This window comes from Vibrio sp. MMG023, assembly GCF_021654215.1.
Lineage (GTDB): Bacteria > Pseudomonadota > Gammaproteobacteria > Enterobacterales > Vibrionaceae > Vibrio > Vibrio jasicida.
Map to the genome: position 1 here is coordinate 510,256 of NZ_JAKFZP010000005.1, position 14,526 is coordinate 524,781.

Sequence of the window (14,526 nt, forward strand, 5' to 3'; positions counted from 1 at the left end):
TTAGTTGTTAGGGGGAAGCGTGAAGTTAAAAAGATATTTGTCTTGTTTTTGTGTTGCAGGAATCGTCAGTTTTGGCACTCAAGCAGAGACGCACATTTTTCGACTAGTGAGTGAAATCGATAAAAGTCAGTTTTTCTCTCACCAGATTACTGACATCGCGTTTTCCCCTTCTTCATTAACACTAAAAACAAATACGAAAACGAACACATTTAATGATGCGTTCACTTTGTTGACGGTCACGACAGACATTCCGAGTTCTGACCAATCAATGAAGTTTCAACTCTTTATGAAGAGCAACACTTCACAGTGTTACAGCGCGGATGAGACGGCCTTAGTAACACCGTCAGATTTTGCTCAAGTTTACATTGAGGGACAACCATTAACAGAGATTGAACCTTTGTTAATGGAGTTCAATCAAGCTTCGGATGGCGTAAAGGTTGGCGAATACGACGTCAAATTTTCTTTCGGAACCTTGCCTGAGAGCGCGAGCTTATGTCAAGGCGAACTATCTGTGCTAGCGGAGCTTTCATTGTGAATAGAATTTCCACCGTTGCTACCAGTATTTTGGTAACACTTTCGTTTAGTGACACTTCTTTTGCGGCACCGATCCCTCAAGGTTTTCAGGATTTCTACGAGAAACAAGCTCGAGATGTAGAAATCAAAGGGCTGAATGGCTCGTTCATCACGTTGCCGATGTTAGTCACATACAACTCTGTGCAACTTCAAGATCAGAATGACGTTCAAACGTTAGTGGAACACTTAGTGCACTCTGGCTTAACCAAAGTGACGGCTACAAAAATTACTAATGATTTAGTGCTTGGCGCAGAAAACAGCGTTGATTGTGTGGGTGACTTGAACCTGTGTTCTCTTAACCCTGAGTCATACGATGTTTTCTATGATTACCACACAAACAAGCTCTACATTTACGTCAACAAAACGTCGCTTGCCGATACAAAACCAGGAGCAATAAAGAAAGACTACGCGTCAACGTACAATGCAAATCCTGGTTTGATCAATCGCGCAAATGTATACACAACGTCAAGCTTTAACGGTAGCCCTAACCTGTCAATCAGTGACCAACTCATTCTGGGTCTACCTTATGGCTCGGTACATCTTGATACTTATGTTAGCAACCAAGAAGGAACCTCCGAGGTTAACTATGGTTACTACAATATCGAACACAAAAACTTACGCCTAACCGCCGGCTATCACCAAGATCGCTTGGCATTGAACAGCACATCGTTTTTATTGAATGGTACTCAGTACCACGAAGCTAGCGTGAATCTATCTTCGAGTAAAAACCTAAGTCGAGCAAATAGTAATGATGACCAGTTTTTGTTTTTTTATGCCCCTTCTAGTGGCGTTTTAAAAGTTTACAAAGACGAACAGATCATCATCCAAAAATCGGTAACAGAAGGCCAAGGCAGTATTCGCTATTCAGAGCTTCCTAGTGGCGTTTATGACGTGACGGTAGAGATCACGGCAGGTTCTCAAGTGGTTTCCACGGAGTCGGTTCGTGTTTATAACGCACAAACCGATACGCTTAACACCGGAGAGTTCGACTATTTTATTTCAGCAGGTCAATTCCAAGGTGCGGATGTAGAGGTCATCAATGAAGACAATGAATTTGAAGCGCAGAAGACGGAATCTTTCGAAGCCACGCCTTATCTTCAAGGCATAGTGGCATATAAATGGTCTGATACTCAAACCCTAGCCTTAGGCTCTACTGTGACCGAAGAGCACAACATGGGGCAAGTTGGCCTCAAAGGGTATTTACCATTTGAAAGCCGTTATGAGGTAACAGCCTCTTTAATTGATGGCGAAGCTTCTTACTTATCTGGTTACCTAAATGTAGGCCGCATCGGCGTCACCTATGAAAAGCTCGATAACGAAGAGAAGAACCGTTTTGCCCAGTACCTGTATGGCGCTGCGAGTAAGGAGCAACTGAGCCTATCGAGCAGCTTCACACTAGGTAAAAAAATCCGTGGATATGGGTCGGTAAACTACTTAAATCAAGCAGATATCTACAACAACGAGCGTAAAAACTGGTTCTTATCATCAGGATTAAGTGCACCTTTTGTGCTTGATTCTAATCTTGATGTCAACCTGAGTTACAACAACGAATCGTTGGCTTCTGACTTTGATGAAGGCGAAGTGACTCTTGCTATTAATTGGTCTGTACCCTTGTCCTTTAAGCTAAGAGGCAAGTCGAGTGTCACCATAGATCAAGATGGCTTTAGCCAATACACCAACAGTTTAGAAACTCGAGATCTGCTCGAGAGTGAAGAGACGGATCTCCGTCTAACGGCAAGCAACAGCTACTATGCAAATTCGTCGCAATCTTCGCTCAATAATGTGACAGCTTATGTGGCAAACCGAAACGAACATTATCATGCAGATGGTTTTGTGTACCTTGCTGACAACGGTGAAAAGTCAGTTAACGCATCACTAAGCAGTACACAAGTTATTGGTAAGAATAGCATTCACTTCACCACAAAGCAGAGTGATGCGTACGTCTCCGTTGATACGAAGAATAACATTCGTTTTGACAATGAAGAGAACCAAACAAAAGGCTTGTTGGTGGTAAAAGCTGACGACAAAGTGAAGCATAAAGAATACATCTATGGTGATTCTGGCTTGATTTCACTCGATAAATATCAAACCAGCACTATCGAATTAGATGTGGAGAGTGTTGCGCTGCACAATACAGGTCAGCAAAACGCGACGGGTTATACGCACCCAGGAACCGTAATTGAACTCAACTCAAATGTCAGCCGAGTCATCAGCTTTGTCAGTAAATTCAAAGATATTTTCGGTAACGACATTGAGACTATCGAATGTGAAGGCCCTGCGTGTTTGTCCATCTCAAACATTACTTCAGGTATTCACAAAGTTGATGTTCAAGAAGGGCAAACTTTCTCACTCAAGAGCGGTGGCCAGCAATGTTATTTACCATCGGTAGACGATGCAAAACAATTAAACTTTGGCACAAATTACTGCCAGCCAGATCTTGAACCATTGGAGTCAATGGTTCTGGTCAAAAATAATCGAGAAATCAATGTGATGTACATCGGTCAGTTTGATGACCTCACAGAGATCAACCAACAACTTAAGGCAATGACCAACAATGGCGCTGAACTGCTAACAACGCGTTTGGGCCGTAAGTCTTTTGTTTACCTGACTGGAGATAAGGATCTTCAACTCAGTCATCAACAACGTCAAAACATTGAAAACGTCGCTCAGTACGCCAACTCGGAAACGCAACAAGAGCGCGACTTTGTACTTAATCGACCAGAAGGTAACTGATGATGAAATCACTTCCAATTTTCGCTGCTGCACTTATTTCAACGGCAGCTTCAGCAATGAACGTAGATACTATGTTGTTAGTAGGTGACGAATACGGAAACGGCGTTTTCACTATCTCAAACAACAAATCGACCACTGAGTTCATTCAATCGAATATCACTCAGCTGCAAGTTAAAAATGGCGAACTGACGCGCACACCTTATACAGAGTCAAACTTCTCTGATTGGCGCGTAACGTTAACTCATCCAAAGATGATCCTTGAATCAGGTCGCCAAAAGCAAGTTGGTGTGCGTTCCTTGTGTGGTAACAAATGTGATTTTAGCGAAGACCAATACTACCTAGTTAGCTTTGAACCATCACCTTACGACCCAGAAGGAAAATCACAGTCTGCTGTGACGATCAACTTTGGCTATCGTCCTCTCTTTGTGATTCCTGCGAAAACACAGAAAATCGACTACTCAGTATCATTGTCGAACGGGAAACTGCACATCAACAACACGAGTAACAGCTTCATCCGCGCTTATGTGGACCAATGTACAGATACAGTAACAGAAGACTGCGAATTTACCGCCATGTCCCTGTCAGGTCGTGAGCGCACGTATGAATTGCCTAAAAACATCTCAAAAGATCAAGTCGAAGTGACCGTTATTAACCATGACGAAAGCTACCATAAAAAGATAACGTTAAAGGATGGCAAGTAATGATTCGTTTTGCTTCTTGGTTACTGTTGATTGTTGCCCCGCTGGCCCATAGTGCCACCCTCAATGTTCACATTGAAGGTCAACAATTGCGACTTGAGAACGCCATTGCTTTAGGTGGCAACACATACACCTTAAGTGACTGGACAGTAGCAAGTGGTCTCACTCCGACAGATCGTTTTCTCCCGGGCGCGTACCTAACCAACAAGCCAGATGAAATGACATTAACTGGACCAACTGGGGCAAACGTTAATGCCCCTATCGGGCTGAAAGGCTTGCAATACAACGTGTCATCTAACAATTATGTTCGTAATGACACTCAACTTGTAACCCCAAGCTGCGCAACATCGCAGCTATCTGGAAATACTGTCACTCTTGCAGATGACAGCACGCAAAGTTGTAGCGCTAGCTTTTCTCTTGATTACAGCAATGAGGTTACCCCTTTTTATTTTTACAGACCAACATTTGACTTGGATACAACCGCACTCCTGGCCGCTTTGCAGGGACAAGAGAAAGGTGTGTACACGGCAACCATCCCTGCTGACGTTCGATACTACTATCAGTCGTCAGGTGGCGCCCTCACCTATCGTGTTTTATCTGACGTTTTCACTGTCAATATCGACTATGTCCCTAACAGTTTGGAAAACATCGATGTTGCTGGTGATGGTGTAATGAACCCTGTTTATGACACCAGCAACCATACTGTGTCAGCAGAGACCACGTTCAACATTACCGCAACAGGAACCTTTAGCACGGGATTATCTATGACTTTGCTAACCCATGAATTCACGTTGACGTCCAACACTGGGAAGACAGAAATCCCGTTTAGTATTGAATGTGCTTCCGCAAACTGTGAGGACCCTATTTGGGTGGAAAAGGGGGTAAACAAACTGACGAATGACGAAACAAGTTATGTACTCGATGCGCCAACCAATGTGATTAATTTTGATCTAATGGTGAATTACCAAGATATTCCTTCAACCGAAGTTGAATCCGGCACTTACTCAGGAAGTTTCACCGTTATGTTCGAGGAGCTGTATTAATGAATACAACAACATTCATTATCGGAGTCATTGCAGCCATCTCCTCTGTTGCTGTTGCAGAACCTACCAATTGGTACGTGGGAGGCACCCTCACCCATAACGGTAAAACAGATACCGAGTTACCTGACTCCTCTTTTGGCGGAGGGATAAAGCTTGGCTATCAAATCTCTCCAACCTGGGCGATAGAAGCATCAACAGGTTCATATGGTCAGCTAGACATGCTCAAAGTCGGTGAATACCGTAACACCACTCAAAATATCTCTCGATACGGAACCGATCTGTCGTTGCTGGGTACCTTACCTCTCTCTAAACGCTACAAAATTTACGGCGGGTTGGGCATGATATCGGAAAACGGCGAATTCTCGCCTATCGCACAAATTGGCGTTCGATATGATCTAAACTCGCTCTGGGCGTTTAACTTTGGCTACAAGTTCATTTCCAATCAGAATGCAGACTATAAATTGCAATCACTGGGTTTCGGAATTCAATATCAATTCCAAAATACCAACTCTCAAGCGCCCTCTCCTGCTTATGAAGAGATTCAAGTGGTTTCTGAAACACAAATAGACAAGCAAGTCATACCGGTTATGGAATACACAGATCGCAACACAAAGTGTAAGGCCAAGGTCTATCGCGTAAAAGAAGGGGATTGGTTGTACAAAATCGCGAGCCAACATCACATTTCCTTTACCGAGCTTATGTCAGCCAACGATGGCTTTAAAACCTTACGTGATATAGATGTTATTTACCCAAAAGAAACAGTCATAATCCCTAACTTGCAGTGCCAATAAACCATGTTGCTTTGTATCAATGAGGCTAATCTCGCCATTGATGCCTATGACGACTCAACAAAAAGCTTAGTCATGTCGGTATCCATGAGCGTGAGTAGCTTAAATATCGCTAAAACACTCTTCGACGGCACCGACAGAATTTACAGTCGAGATGCCCTCATCGCGGCGGGTTGGCCAGATAAGCCTATCGGTTCTAATTCCCTAAACGTGAGTATCATGAAACTGCGTAGAAAACTGGCCACCATAAACTCGCACATTGAAATCCGAAGTTATCCAACGCTTGGCTACAAACTGGTTTTGCCTGTTGACGTAAACCTAATGTCATTGCAATTAAGGGAAACTAACGACTTTGTCTTTGTCCCGGACTCACAAGAGACGGGAACAAGAGAAGGAGAAGGAGAAGGACAAATACAAACACCGTCAAACCTAACTCACGCAAACCTCACCTCAATTCGTTGGGGAGATATTTTCCTTAGCGTTCTCATTTTGCTTTACAGCAGCGCGCTTTATTGCTCTTTATACTGATTATGAACTTCAAAAGAACGATTGGCATTGCCTCGCTCATTGTTGCGATGCCTTTTATCAATGCTACTGGTGGCGATTTCACCGTGTACTCGCCCGTGACCTCGACACGACTAGAAACGCATTTACAGTTTTCCCATGGCTTTTATTCATCACTCCAATTCATGCCCTATCACGTTATTCGTCATAGCCAAGGGCTTTATGCGGTGATAAACGATACGGTGTTTATGCTGTCTTTTAACAAGAGTTATGAATTTTTAAATGGCAATCAACATGCAGCCCAAACCATAGAGCTCAACGCTAAAGATTATCTCTCTCAAATCAACGTCGCTCAACTCGATGAAAAAAGTAACACCGTTTATCTCAGCAAGAGGTTTGAATATGAAAGGCTCGATAATGTCGAGATTACTGGTCAAATGGGCTTCTGGTAAGTTCTCATTATGGAAGGCTTCAGTACTTATAGCAATCTTATTAATACTTAGCCCATGGTTAAGTTTGCTCGGTTCTAAGTTCTCTATAGAGAGTCAATTGAACAACCCTAGCCGAAAACTTAACTTATACGTAAACAACGGTTTATTTACCTTCATTACCACATTAGAGGATGGAACAACGAGGAAGAGCTCCGGCATTCTTGGTTACACAAACCGTTGCTTTTACTTCTTGACGTTGAGCAGCCAGTACTTGTACATCACTAGTCACTCCTCACAAGCGTTTAAAAGGGATTTAATCAACGCAAACAACCGATATTTTGACGCAAGAATTGAACGTCTGAACAAACAAGAGTTTTTGCTGACCTATGATGAAGAAATTGAATCGGAAGGGAAACAAAAGCAAAAAGCTAGGTTACACGGTGACTTAACTTGGTTGAGATAATATTCAACAATTAAGTATGTTCATAGTAGAAAGCAGGTCCCCTATAATTACAACGTCTATCATTTAGTGAACTAGAAAATGGACGGCCCTTGATTTGGGCCATTTTTTCCGCTTTAAGATTCATCCTCTCCAAAATCACCCTCACTTTTTGTGATCGAGCCCCTCGCGCCCCAAATAACTTCATCTCGGTATGATGATTTAATGGTCCAGTGCTCCACATTAATTGGAAGGTTATTCAGAAGCTTGAAAACTAAATGGGTACTAGCATCGGGGTACCTGACTCAAACCTAAGCAGAAACGCATCAGTTATTACCTGATGCCTTACTACAATCAGCAACGTCCTCATCAAACAAATGATAGACTGTCGCTCGTATATGTCGAAAGTCGACTTCAGTCCGTGTCCGGAATTTGTTGACCAATATGTCCATTAGTTAAAATGACCTTTCGTGATGGCTAGGTCTTTGTCACCCCCCTTCTAAAGAAAATGATTAAAAGGTTAGAGAGCAAAAAGGGAGGCTCCTGCTAGGCAGGTACCTCCCCCTTTTTCTACGAATACTCTAGTGGGCTTCAGCTTCCGGTGCCAAACCAAAGTGCATTGGCGTAGATTGAAACACTTTCTGACACGCCAGTTCCTGGCGTTCCCCCAAAACCAATCCAATAAGGTTGCGACGGATCAATAATGGTCCAAACGTTCTCTATTGAAGATGTTGGCTTATCAGGCCTCTCATCAGATGTATTCGTGTAGACAAATAAAGTATCGCCTTGAATCACGATCCAAACGTACCAATATTCGTATCTTGTTGGAAGGCTGGTAAAAATCGCTTTAGTACCTCCAAGATAATCGTTACCCACGATTGTAGTTATGTTTTCTGAGTAGTAGTTTATTTCATTACTTATTACAGCTGAAGAATGTGGAATTCCTTCTTGATATGCGTTCGAATATCCCCAATCTTCCGTGTTCGGTGAATCGCCAAATTGTTGTAAAACGAAGTTCAATTTACCTGAAGTTATCGAAGGAACATTATTTGCCTTTAAGCGATACCGCGCAACCAGTTCACGACCAACATAAGAGTTTTTATGAACTGCAGCAATCTCATACTGGGTACTAGATTTATAGTGGAGCGGGATACCTTGTTCATCAATGTCTTGAAAATCAAAATCTCCTAGCACTTCAGCAATGTTCCAAAGAGTCGAGTCTGTTGTATCAATATACATTTCGTCAGTAGCTGATTTGATAACAGCAGAGTCTTCACTGTTTGCACTTACCAAGACGGAGAGAACCGCATTGTTTAACGAAGTATCTCGATAAGTCTCTGAAGCTTCCCCCAAAGAATCGGTAATAAGTGTGACACGTGAAAGTCCGTTACTAAAGACTCCCCTGGCACGCACGATTTCTGCATCAAGACTTTGGAAAGGAGCAATATTCCCATCGGGATCTGTAACATTAAAAGACAGTGAGTGCTCTAAAAGAGCATCGGGATTAACTTCTGAATGAATCGTTGTCGAAAAATCCTTCACTGCCTCACTATCTAACAAAATACAGCTAACGAATCCCTCATCTGTTAACTTAGCGAACTCAGAAGTTGTTCCATCTGTCGCATTAACACTCTTGCCAGTGGTTTCGGACATCATGTCTGCGCTCCAAAAATCTGTTCCCGCAGGCCAGTTTTGAGAGGTAAAAACGTTACCTTGATTTGCAATGAGTAATTCCCATTCACGGTTGATTGGCAAACGTCCATTCCTTGTCGCACAATAGTTTTGCGCTTGTTCAAGGTTCATGGTGACCACTTCCGCCCCTCTCGGCCCTGTCACTCCATCTTGTGCTTGATAATTCGTATACGCTGTATTGGTATAGTCCGCTAGCACCTTACTTGCTGGGGCAGTAAATGTAATATCTGTTCCAATAGTTGAGTCGTAAACCGTTACATCATCCCAGTCCTGAACAAGACTAAAGTCGGGCTCGACCTCAATGTAAACCTGCCCAACATCGTATCCGCCACGGCCATCATTAATGGTGTAAGCAACGTCATGTGCTCCCGGCTCTGAGGAACGAAAAGTAAAGGTATGCTCAGAAGCGGACGTAATTTCCGTCTCCGCATTATAAGCTCTAACGGATTCGAGGATCACCGCATCTTCTGCATCAGAGATATAGTCCGTTAAGTCAATCGTCACCAACATCCCTTTATCCAACTTTCCTTCACGGACATAGTTAAGGGCAACTGGCGGCGTATTCTGCGTATCAGAAACAGCAACATCAATTGTTCCAAGCTTGATGACAGAACCATCTGTCATCGAGTAAGTAATTCGAGAAACACCCACATCAAAAGGAGTAAAAGTAAGCATGTTGTTAGCCGCGTCGCTATCAACGATACCGGCGCCAAGCACAGATGCATCAGACGATAGATAGAATACTGATGTATCAAGCTCCTCAGCTAATTCCTGAGAAAGATCAATAACAGCAGGCGTATCAATATCCGTCGCTTCTGCAAGGTTAGGTAATGTGTTATCAGCTGCAGTTTCAGACACGGAAACACGAGCAACTGAGGATTCCTCACCGACATAAAGATCACTATTCATTGCTTCGACTGTGTATTCGTATTGGCACTCACCTACTTCGTCAGAACTTGTCGTAAATGACTGTTCATCAATGGACGTGATCTTGCAGCTACCTCCCGATAATGAGCGCACAGATGTGACTTTCATGGCTGCGTCGATATCATTTGTTGCCAAAACATCGATAGCAACCTCTTCACTCACTAGTCCTTTAGACTGAAGAGGAGACGTTTCAATCTTCACTGTTTCAGGGGCATTTCCTTCAACACTGTTGGATGATGAACCACTACCAGAACCACCATTACATGCAGAAAGCAAACACATTACGATTGGAGTTAACATTAAAGTCATTTTCATTATAGCCTCCTAGTAAGTAGCCATGTGCAATTGTGAGATACGATAGTTTTTTGATGCATCGTTATTTTTCCCTCCTACCGATAACCAATATTGTTCAGTAAGATCTAAATCACTTGTAATGCTGAAAGAGCCAGCCGCTTCTATAGGACGTTCTTCCGTAAGAGAGGTATAAACAAAAACCGATTCTCCTCTTTTATCAAACCAATAATAACGGTCAGAGTCGCGGAAGCTAATATTCGTTGAACTAGAAACTTCTCCCCCCTCAAACAGTGAAACTGGTGTAGAACCATAGAGGTTTACATTCAAACCAAATGCTGTCGGTTCTCCTACTGGGTAAGGTCTTGTATTTCCTGTTTGTATAACCCCATCTTGCTCCCAAGAACTTTGGTCGCTTCCTAGTTGTTGTATCATCACCGCAAACTCACCTCGTTCAGAGCTACTGTCAGCCGTAACTCTAAATCTAATAACAAAGTTCTCACCATTGAACGGCGTTTCATAAATATGAAAAAGTTTGCTTTGGCTGGAATTTGGCATCAACATCAGACCGTGTTCATCTGGCTCGAATACACGTCTGTCCCAATATTCTTCACTGCTCCATAACGCTGGGTCAGTAATATCAATAGCTAAATGACCGACTTGAGGGACAAGTGGAAATAAGTCATTTGTTGAACTAACTTCAACGGAAACGACTTCTTTTGTGAACGATATATCAAAATAAGAGTCATCGATAATGCCTTGATCACTTGCAATAAGATGACTAATCGACGCTCTATTCTGAAATACTCCCCTCTCATAAACTGATTCAAGTGTGATATCAGCAAAAGGAGCAATATTGCCATCAGGATCAAAGACTTGAACCTTGTAGTCATAGCGATTGTTGTATGGAGTTCCACTACTTTCGACAGACGATGAGAAATCTCTCACATCACCACTTAAATCGACACACGTTGTGTACATAGCCCCTTTTTTAGACTGTTCACCTACCATACCGTCATGTAGGTTAACGATCGCAGCATTGATTTCACTGACGTTCTCTGCTGTCCAATACTTTTTACTCGTTGGCCAGTTGTGGTTGCTGAACGCACTGGTTTCGTTGGCAATTAGAGTTTCAAGTTCGCGTCGAAGCGGTAAACGCCCACCACGCACTTTGCAGTATTGACGAGCTTGGGTGAGTGTCTGCATTACTACCTTTGCATCTTTCAAACCATATTCACCATTTTCTGTATAGGTTGAGGTGTAAGACGCATTTATGTAGTCTGCATACGCTTTTGTCATTGGCGCAAAGAACCGGATATCAAAGTTAATAACTGGATCGTAGGTAACGATATCTTCCCAATCTTGGACCAAGGAAAAGTCTGGCTCTACTTCGATACGAACAACCGATGTTGTGTAACCTCCCATGTGGTCACTGACGGTATATGCCACATCGTGAGCACCAGGTGTTGTCGACTCAAACGTAAATTGAGTATTCGTTACGACCGTTGGCGACAACAATGCGACCGTAGAGTTAAAGTCTTCAACACTGACTAACTGAACGTTATCTCCATCCAAATCGGAGACATATGACGCAACATCTATCGTGGTACTTTCACCAAGTTTGATGAGCTCTTGATGAGCAAAAGCATTGGCGATTGGAGGCGCATTTTCAGCCAAATCCGAGACAGAAACCGAAATCGTACCTTGTTTGATGTCGGAGTCGCTTTTATAGCTGTAGTAAATCTCACTCTGCCCTTTTCCAGTCGGCGCAAATTGAATGTGCTGTGAATCGAGATAAGTGGCACTTCCGTTACCAATAACAACCATTTGCTCTTGTAACTCGTAATGGCTATTGGGTGTGGACGAGCCTAACTCCGTTTCAAGATCAATAATGATATCTTGATTCTCACTTGTTGAGGCTATAATTCTCGGTAACGACGTTGATGCATATGTAGGAGCAGCAGCAATACGAACATAAGACTCAGACTGTGCACTGTTGTTCATTGGAGAGACTCGGTATTGATACAGGCAATCTTGCGTTTCATTCGAGCTCACATCAAACGAAGTTGAGCCAGAGATTACGACCTGACAAGCATCGCCTGATAACGACTCGACAGACGTAACCTCAAACTCGCTATCATCGCTTGTGTTGACATAACCAGTAACGTTAATTGAAGTGCGCTCACCAACAATAGCATTGTTACCAATATTGGCAGAGAATATCGCCGTATTGTCGACAGGTGCAGTAATTACCGGATTGTCCGAGCCGCCCTCGCTGCCACCATTACACGCGGTAAGGAGTGTTGCGAGAGAAGCTCCGATTAGTAAAGAAAGAGCTGAATTCCTTTTCAACAGATGCTTGTTGAATCGTTTCATTGATGTCACTCAGTTGCTTAAGGTTCAACCATTTTGGCTGTTACGCTGCAAAGTAACCACTAAATGACTATTATAAGTTATTAACAATTAAGCAATTGATAAATAATGAATTAATTATCAATTTAATCGTTTTTAATACTATACGAATGACCGTAATATGATTAGAAGCTTCTGATACTCTCTACCGCTTTAAGTAACTGACAAAAATCGAAGCAGTCTTGAGTACTACTAATTTCATAGTTTAGCGAGTTATAGTCTAAATGAATGGTAGCGACCAATCGCACCCTCTCTGCCTTTAATTCAACAACGATACAATTGTTGACCAAACCTCGCGTATGTTGTGAGTAACCAATTTCTTTCGAAAACTCCGTTATGGCTGTTCGCCATAGCGTTATATGAAAAAGCGTTTGATTCATATTTTGACAAAATTATGCTTGTTTATAGGTGTGCTCAACTATCTCCTGAATGCATGCAATAGACCAATTAATAGTAATTAAACTTGTTGCAATAACTAAATGGTTAACTTCTGAGGTATTAAAAGTCTGACATTTACAACATTTCAACACATAAGATTGTCTTTTCCATTTAGTTAATAGAACGAGAAAATGCGGCCTCCTTTAGATAAAGCCGCATTCACCGATTACAGACATTAAAGCCAATTGGTCAATAGCAGACCAAATGAGAACCAAATTTTATTACTTAGCTGCAGGACTCACACACAAGGCAAAGTGAGCATCGCCTTTGTCTGTCACAATAGCCCCATTAGTTAGGGTTACGTGTTCCAAACTAGAAGCGTTATCTCTGGACCAATATCCATCACTAGAGGATGTTAAATGTCCATCGTTAGAAACAACCTCTGGCACCTTACATACCTCTATTGAAGTGAGAAGTGGCCAACCATATCTTGTGCAGACATCTTCATTGACTAAAGAGCTCGGCGCCGTATCAGCTGTCGTGGAGTCTATAAAAAACTGTTGTAGCATAGCTGTAGTGGGAAGGCTCAATCCTGAGTCAGAGCATATAGCCTCGGCATCGCTTCGTGTATGTAAAGTCCAAACACCCGAAGAATCAATATCTAAAGCCCCAATTGAAAATGCATTAATGGTACCAATATGATTATTATTATGACTCACTGTGATTTGACTATCAAAGCCTGGGGCAAATGAATACAGTTGCATCAATGGACTAACAATAATGTAGTAACTTGAAGAAGTAAATTCGGCATCAGAAACCGTAACTTCACTTCCATCAGACATGTTTGCTTTCACGTCCACAATGGCACCTTGACCATCCGTGTCTGTCGAAAGAACGACTGGCACATATATATTTTCAGGTAGGTGATAATCGAGAATAACCGCCTCAGACACAAACACTTCGATACTGTCAGATTCACTCTCATAAGGGGAGTTAGCGGTTGCTGTGATAGTTAACGTTGTGCCCACCGCAACACCAAACGTATTGAGGAGGCCTTCATCATTAATGGTAGCCCCGCTATCTCCTTCAATAGTCCACGTCATGAAGTCTGCATCATTAGTGTGGTGTACTGTAGAAAACCGAGTACCGTCACTAAAATTTGCACTGAATTCCAATTGCACAGGAATTCCTATAGGGAAAGATTGACCATTCTCGCTATTTCCGTCAATCGTAACGATACTCGTTCCTGCCGATAGAACAGCATCGGACACTATGACATCAATACTGTCAGTCTCATCCTCATAAGGTGAATTTCCTGTCGCTGTAACCGTTAATACAGTGCCAACACTCACACCATTCGTATCTAATACACCTTCATCAGAGATGAAAGCTCCTGTATCACCGTGAACAATCCACGTCATAAAATCAGCGTCATTGTCATGGTCGATGGTAGAAAAGCTACGCCCATCACTAAAAGTCGCACTATATTCTAATTGCACAGGAATCCCCTTGGGGAAAGATTGACCGTTATTGCCATTTCCGTCAATCGTAACAAGACTACTCCCTGTTATCAGAACCGCATCAGATACCATAATTTCAATGTTGTCCGTTTCATTT

The 14,526-nt window shown here is 42.5% G+C and carries 11 protein-coding genes; 8 read left to right on the plus strand and 3 right to left on the minus strand.

The genetic code is table 11. The features are described 5' to 3' along the window. Positions 1 to 19 precede the first annotated feature (19 nt). The 8 genes from L1076_RS18640 (at position 20) to L1076_RS18675 (ending at position 7,233) form a co-directional block, all read left to right on the plus strand. A complete protein-coding gene (locus L1076_RS18640) occupies positions 20 to 535 on the plus strand; it encodes a hypothetical protein (protein WP_237304257.1) in 516 nt (171 codons plus the stop codon). Further along, complete coding sequence (locus tag L1076_RS18645) at positions 532 to 3,306, plus strand: TcfC E-set like domain-containing protein (protein WP_237304258.1); 2,775 nt, start codon at positions 532 to 534, stop codon at positions 3,304 to 3,306. The genes L1076_RS18640 and L1076_RS18645 overlap by 4 nt, the downstream gene beginning before the upstream one ends. Further along, a complete protein-coding gene (locus tag L1076_RS18650) occupies positions 3,306 to 4,007 on the plus strand; it encodes a hypothetical protein (RefSeq protein ID WP_343231853.1) in 702 nt (233 codons plus the stop codon). Before L1076_RS18645 ends, L1076_RS18650 begins: the two co-directional genes overlap by 1 nt. Next, on the plus strand, positions 4,007 to 5,047 hold the full coding sequence (locus L1076_RS18655; protein WP_237304259.1) for a hypothetical protein: 1,041 nt from the start codon (positions 4,007 to 4,009) through the stop codon (positions 5,045 to 5,047). The genes L1076_RS18650 and L1076_RS18655 overlap by 1 nt, the downstream gene beginning before the upstream one ends. Further along, on the plus strand, positions 5,047 to 5,838 hold the full coding sequence (locus L1076_RS18660; protein ID WP_237304260.1) for an outer membrane beta-barrel protein: 792 nt from the start codon (positions 5,047 to 5,049) through the stop codon (positions 5,836 to 5,838). The genes L1076_RS18655 and L1076_RS18660 overlap by 1 nt, the downstream gene beginning before the upstream one ends. A 72-nt stretch (positions 5,839 to 5,910) precedes the next feature. After that, positions 5,911 to 6,363: a helix-turn-helix domain-containing protein gene (locus L1076_RS18665; RefSeq protein WP_237304261.1), complete on the plus strand. Its 453-nt coding sequence runs from the start codon at positions 5,911 to 5,913 to the stop codon at positions 6,361 to 6,363. 2 nt (positions 6,364 to 6,365) lie between these two features. Further along, entirely contained in the window at positions 6,366 to 6,791 is a 426-nt protein-coding gene (locus L1076_RS18670; protein ID WP_237304262.1) for a hypothetical protein, read from the plus strand. Then, positions 6,757 to 7,233: a hypothetical protein gene (locus tag L1076_RS18675; protein WP_237304263.1), complete on the plus strand. Its 477-nt coding sequence runs from the start codon at positions 6,757 to 6,759 to the stop codon at positions 7,231 to 7,233. The genes L1076_RS18670 and L1076_RS18675 overlap by 35 nt, the downstream gene beginning before the upstream one ends. Positions 7,234 to 7,800: 567 nt before the next feature. Here the strand turns inward: L1076_RS18675 and L1076_RS18680 are convergent. The 3 genes from L1076_RS18680 to L1076_RS18690 form a co-directional block, all read right to left on the minus strand. Beyond that, positions 7,801 to 10,143 (minus strand): hypothetical protein, encoded by a 2,343-nt coding sequence (locus L1076_RS18680; protein ID WP_237304264.1) that lies wholly within the window; start codon positions 10,141 to 10,143, stop codon positions 7,801 to 7,803. Between the two features lie 9 nt (positions 10,144 to 10,152). Then, a complete protein-coding gene (locus L1076_RS18685) occupies positions 10,153 to 12,495 on the minus strand; it encodes a hypothetical protein (protein ID WP_237304265.1) in 2,343 nt (780 codons plus the stop codon). Positions 12,496 to 13,190: 695 nt separating this feature from the next. Further along, the coding region (locus tag L1076_RS18690) for a hypothetical protein (protein ID WP_237304266.1) at positions 13,191 to 14,526 on the minus strand (1,336 nt) is incomplete at its 5' end.

What these genes read in the sequence shown, in the direction of transcription:
- L1076_RS18655 (WP_237304259.1), top strand. Translation starts at nt 4,007, where the DNA reads ATGATTCGTTTTGCTTCTTGGTTACTGTTGATTGTTGCCCCGCTGGCC.
- L1076_RS18685 (WP_237304265.1), bottom strand. Translation starts at nt 12,495, where the DNA reads ATGAAACGATTCAACAAGCATCTGTTGAAAAGGAATTCAGCTCTTTCT.
- L1076_RS18660 (WP_237304260.1), top strand. Translation starts at nt 5,047, where the DNA reads ATGAATACAACAACATTCATTATCGGAGTCATTGCAGCCATCTCCTCT.
- L1076_RS18665 (WP_237304261.1), top strand. Translation starts at nt 5,911, where the DNA reads ATGTCGGTATCCATGAGCGTGAGTAGCTTAAATATCGCTAAAACACTC.
- L1076_RS18650 (WP_343231853.1), top strand. Translation starts at nt 3,306, where the DNA reads ATGATGAAATCACTTCCAATTTTCGCTGCTGCACTTATTTCAACGGCA.
- L1076_RS18670 (WP_237304262.1), top strand. Translation starts at nt 6,366, where the DNA reads ATGAACTTCAAAAGAACGATTGGCATTGCCTCGCTCATTGTTGCGATG.
- L1076_RS18680 (WP_237304264.1), bottom strand. Translation starts at nt 10,143, where the DNA reads ATGAAAATGACTTTAATGTTAACTCCAATCGTAATGTGTTTGCTTTCT.
- L1076_RS18675 (WP_237304263.1), top strand. Translation starts at nt 6,757, where the DNA reads ATGTCGAGATTACTGGTCAAATGGGCTTCTGGTAAGTTCTCATTATGG.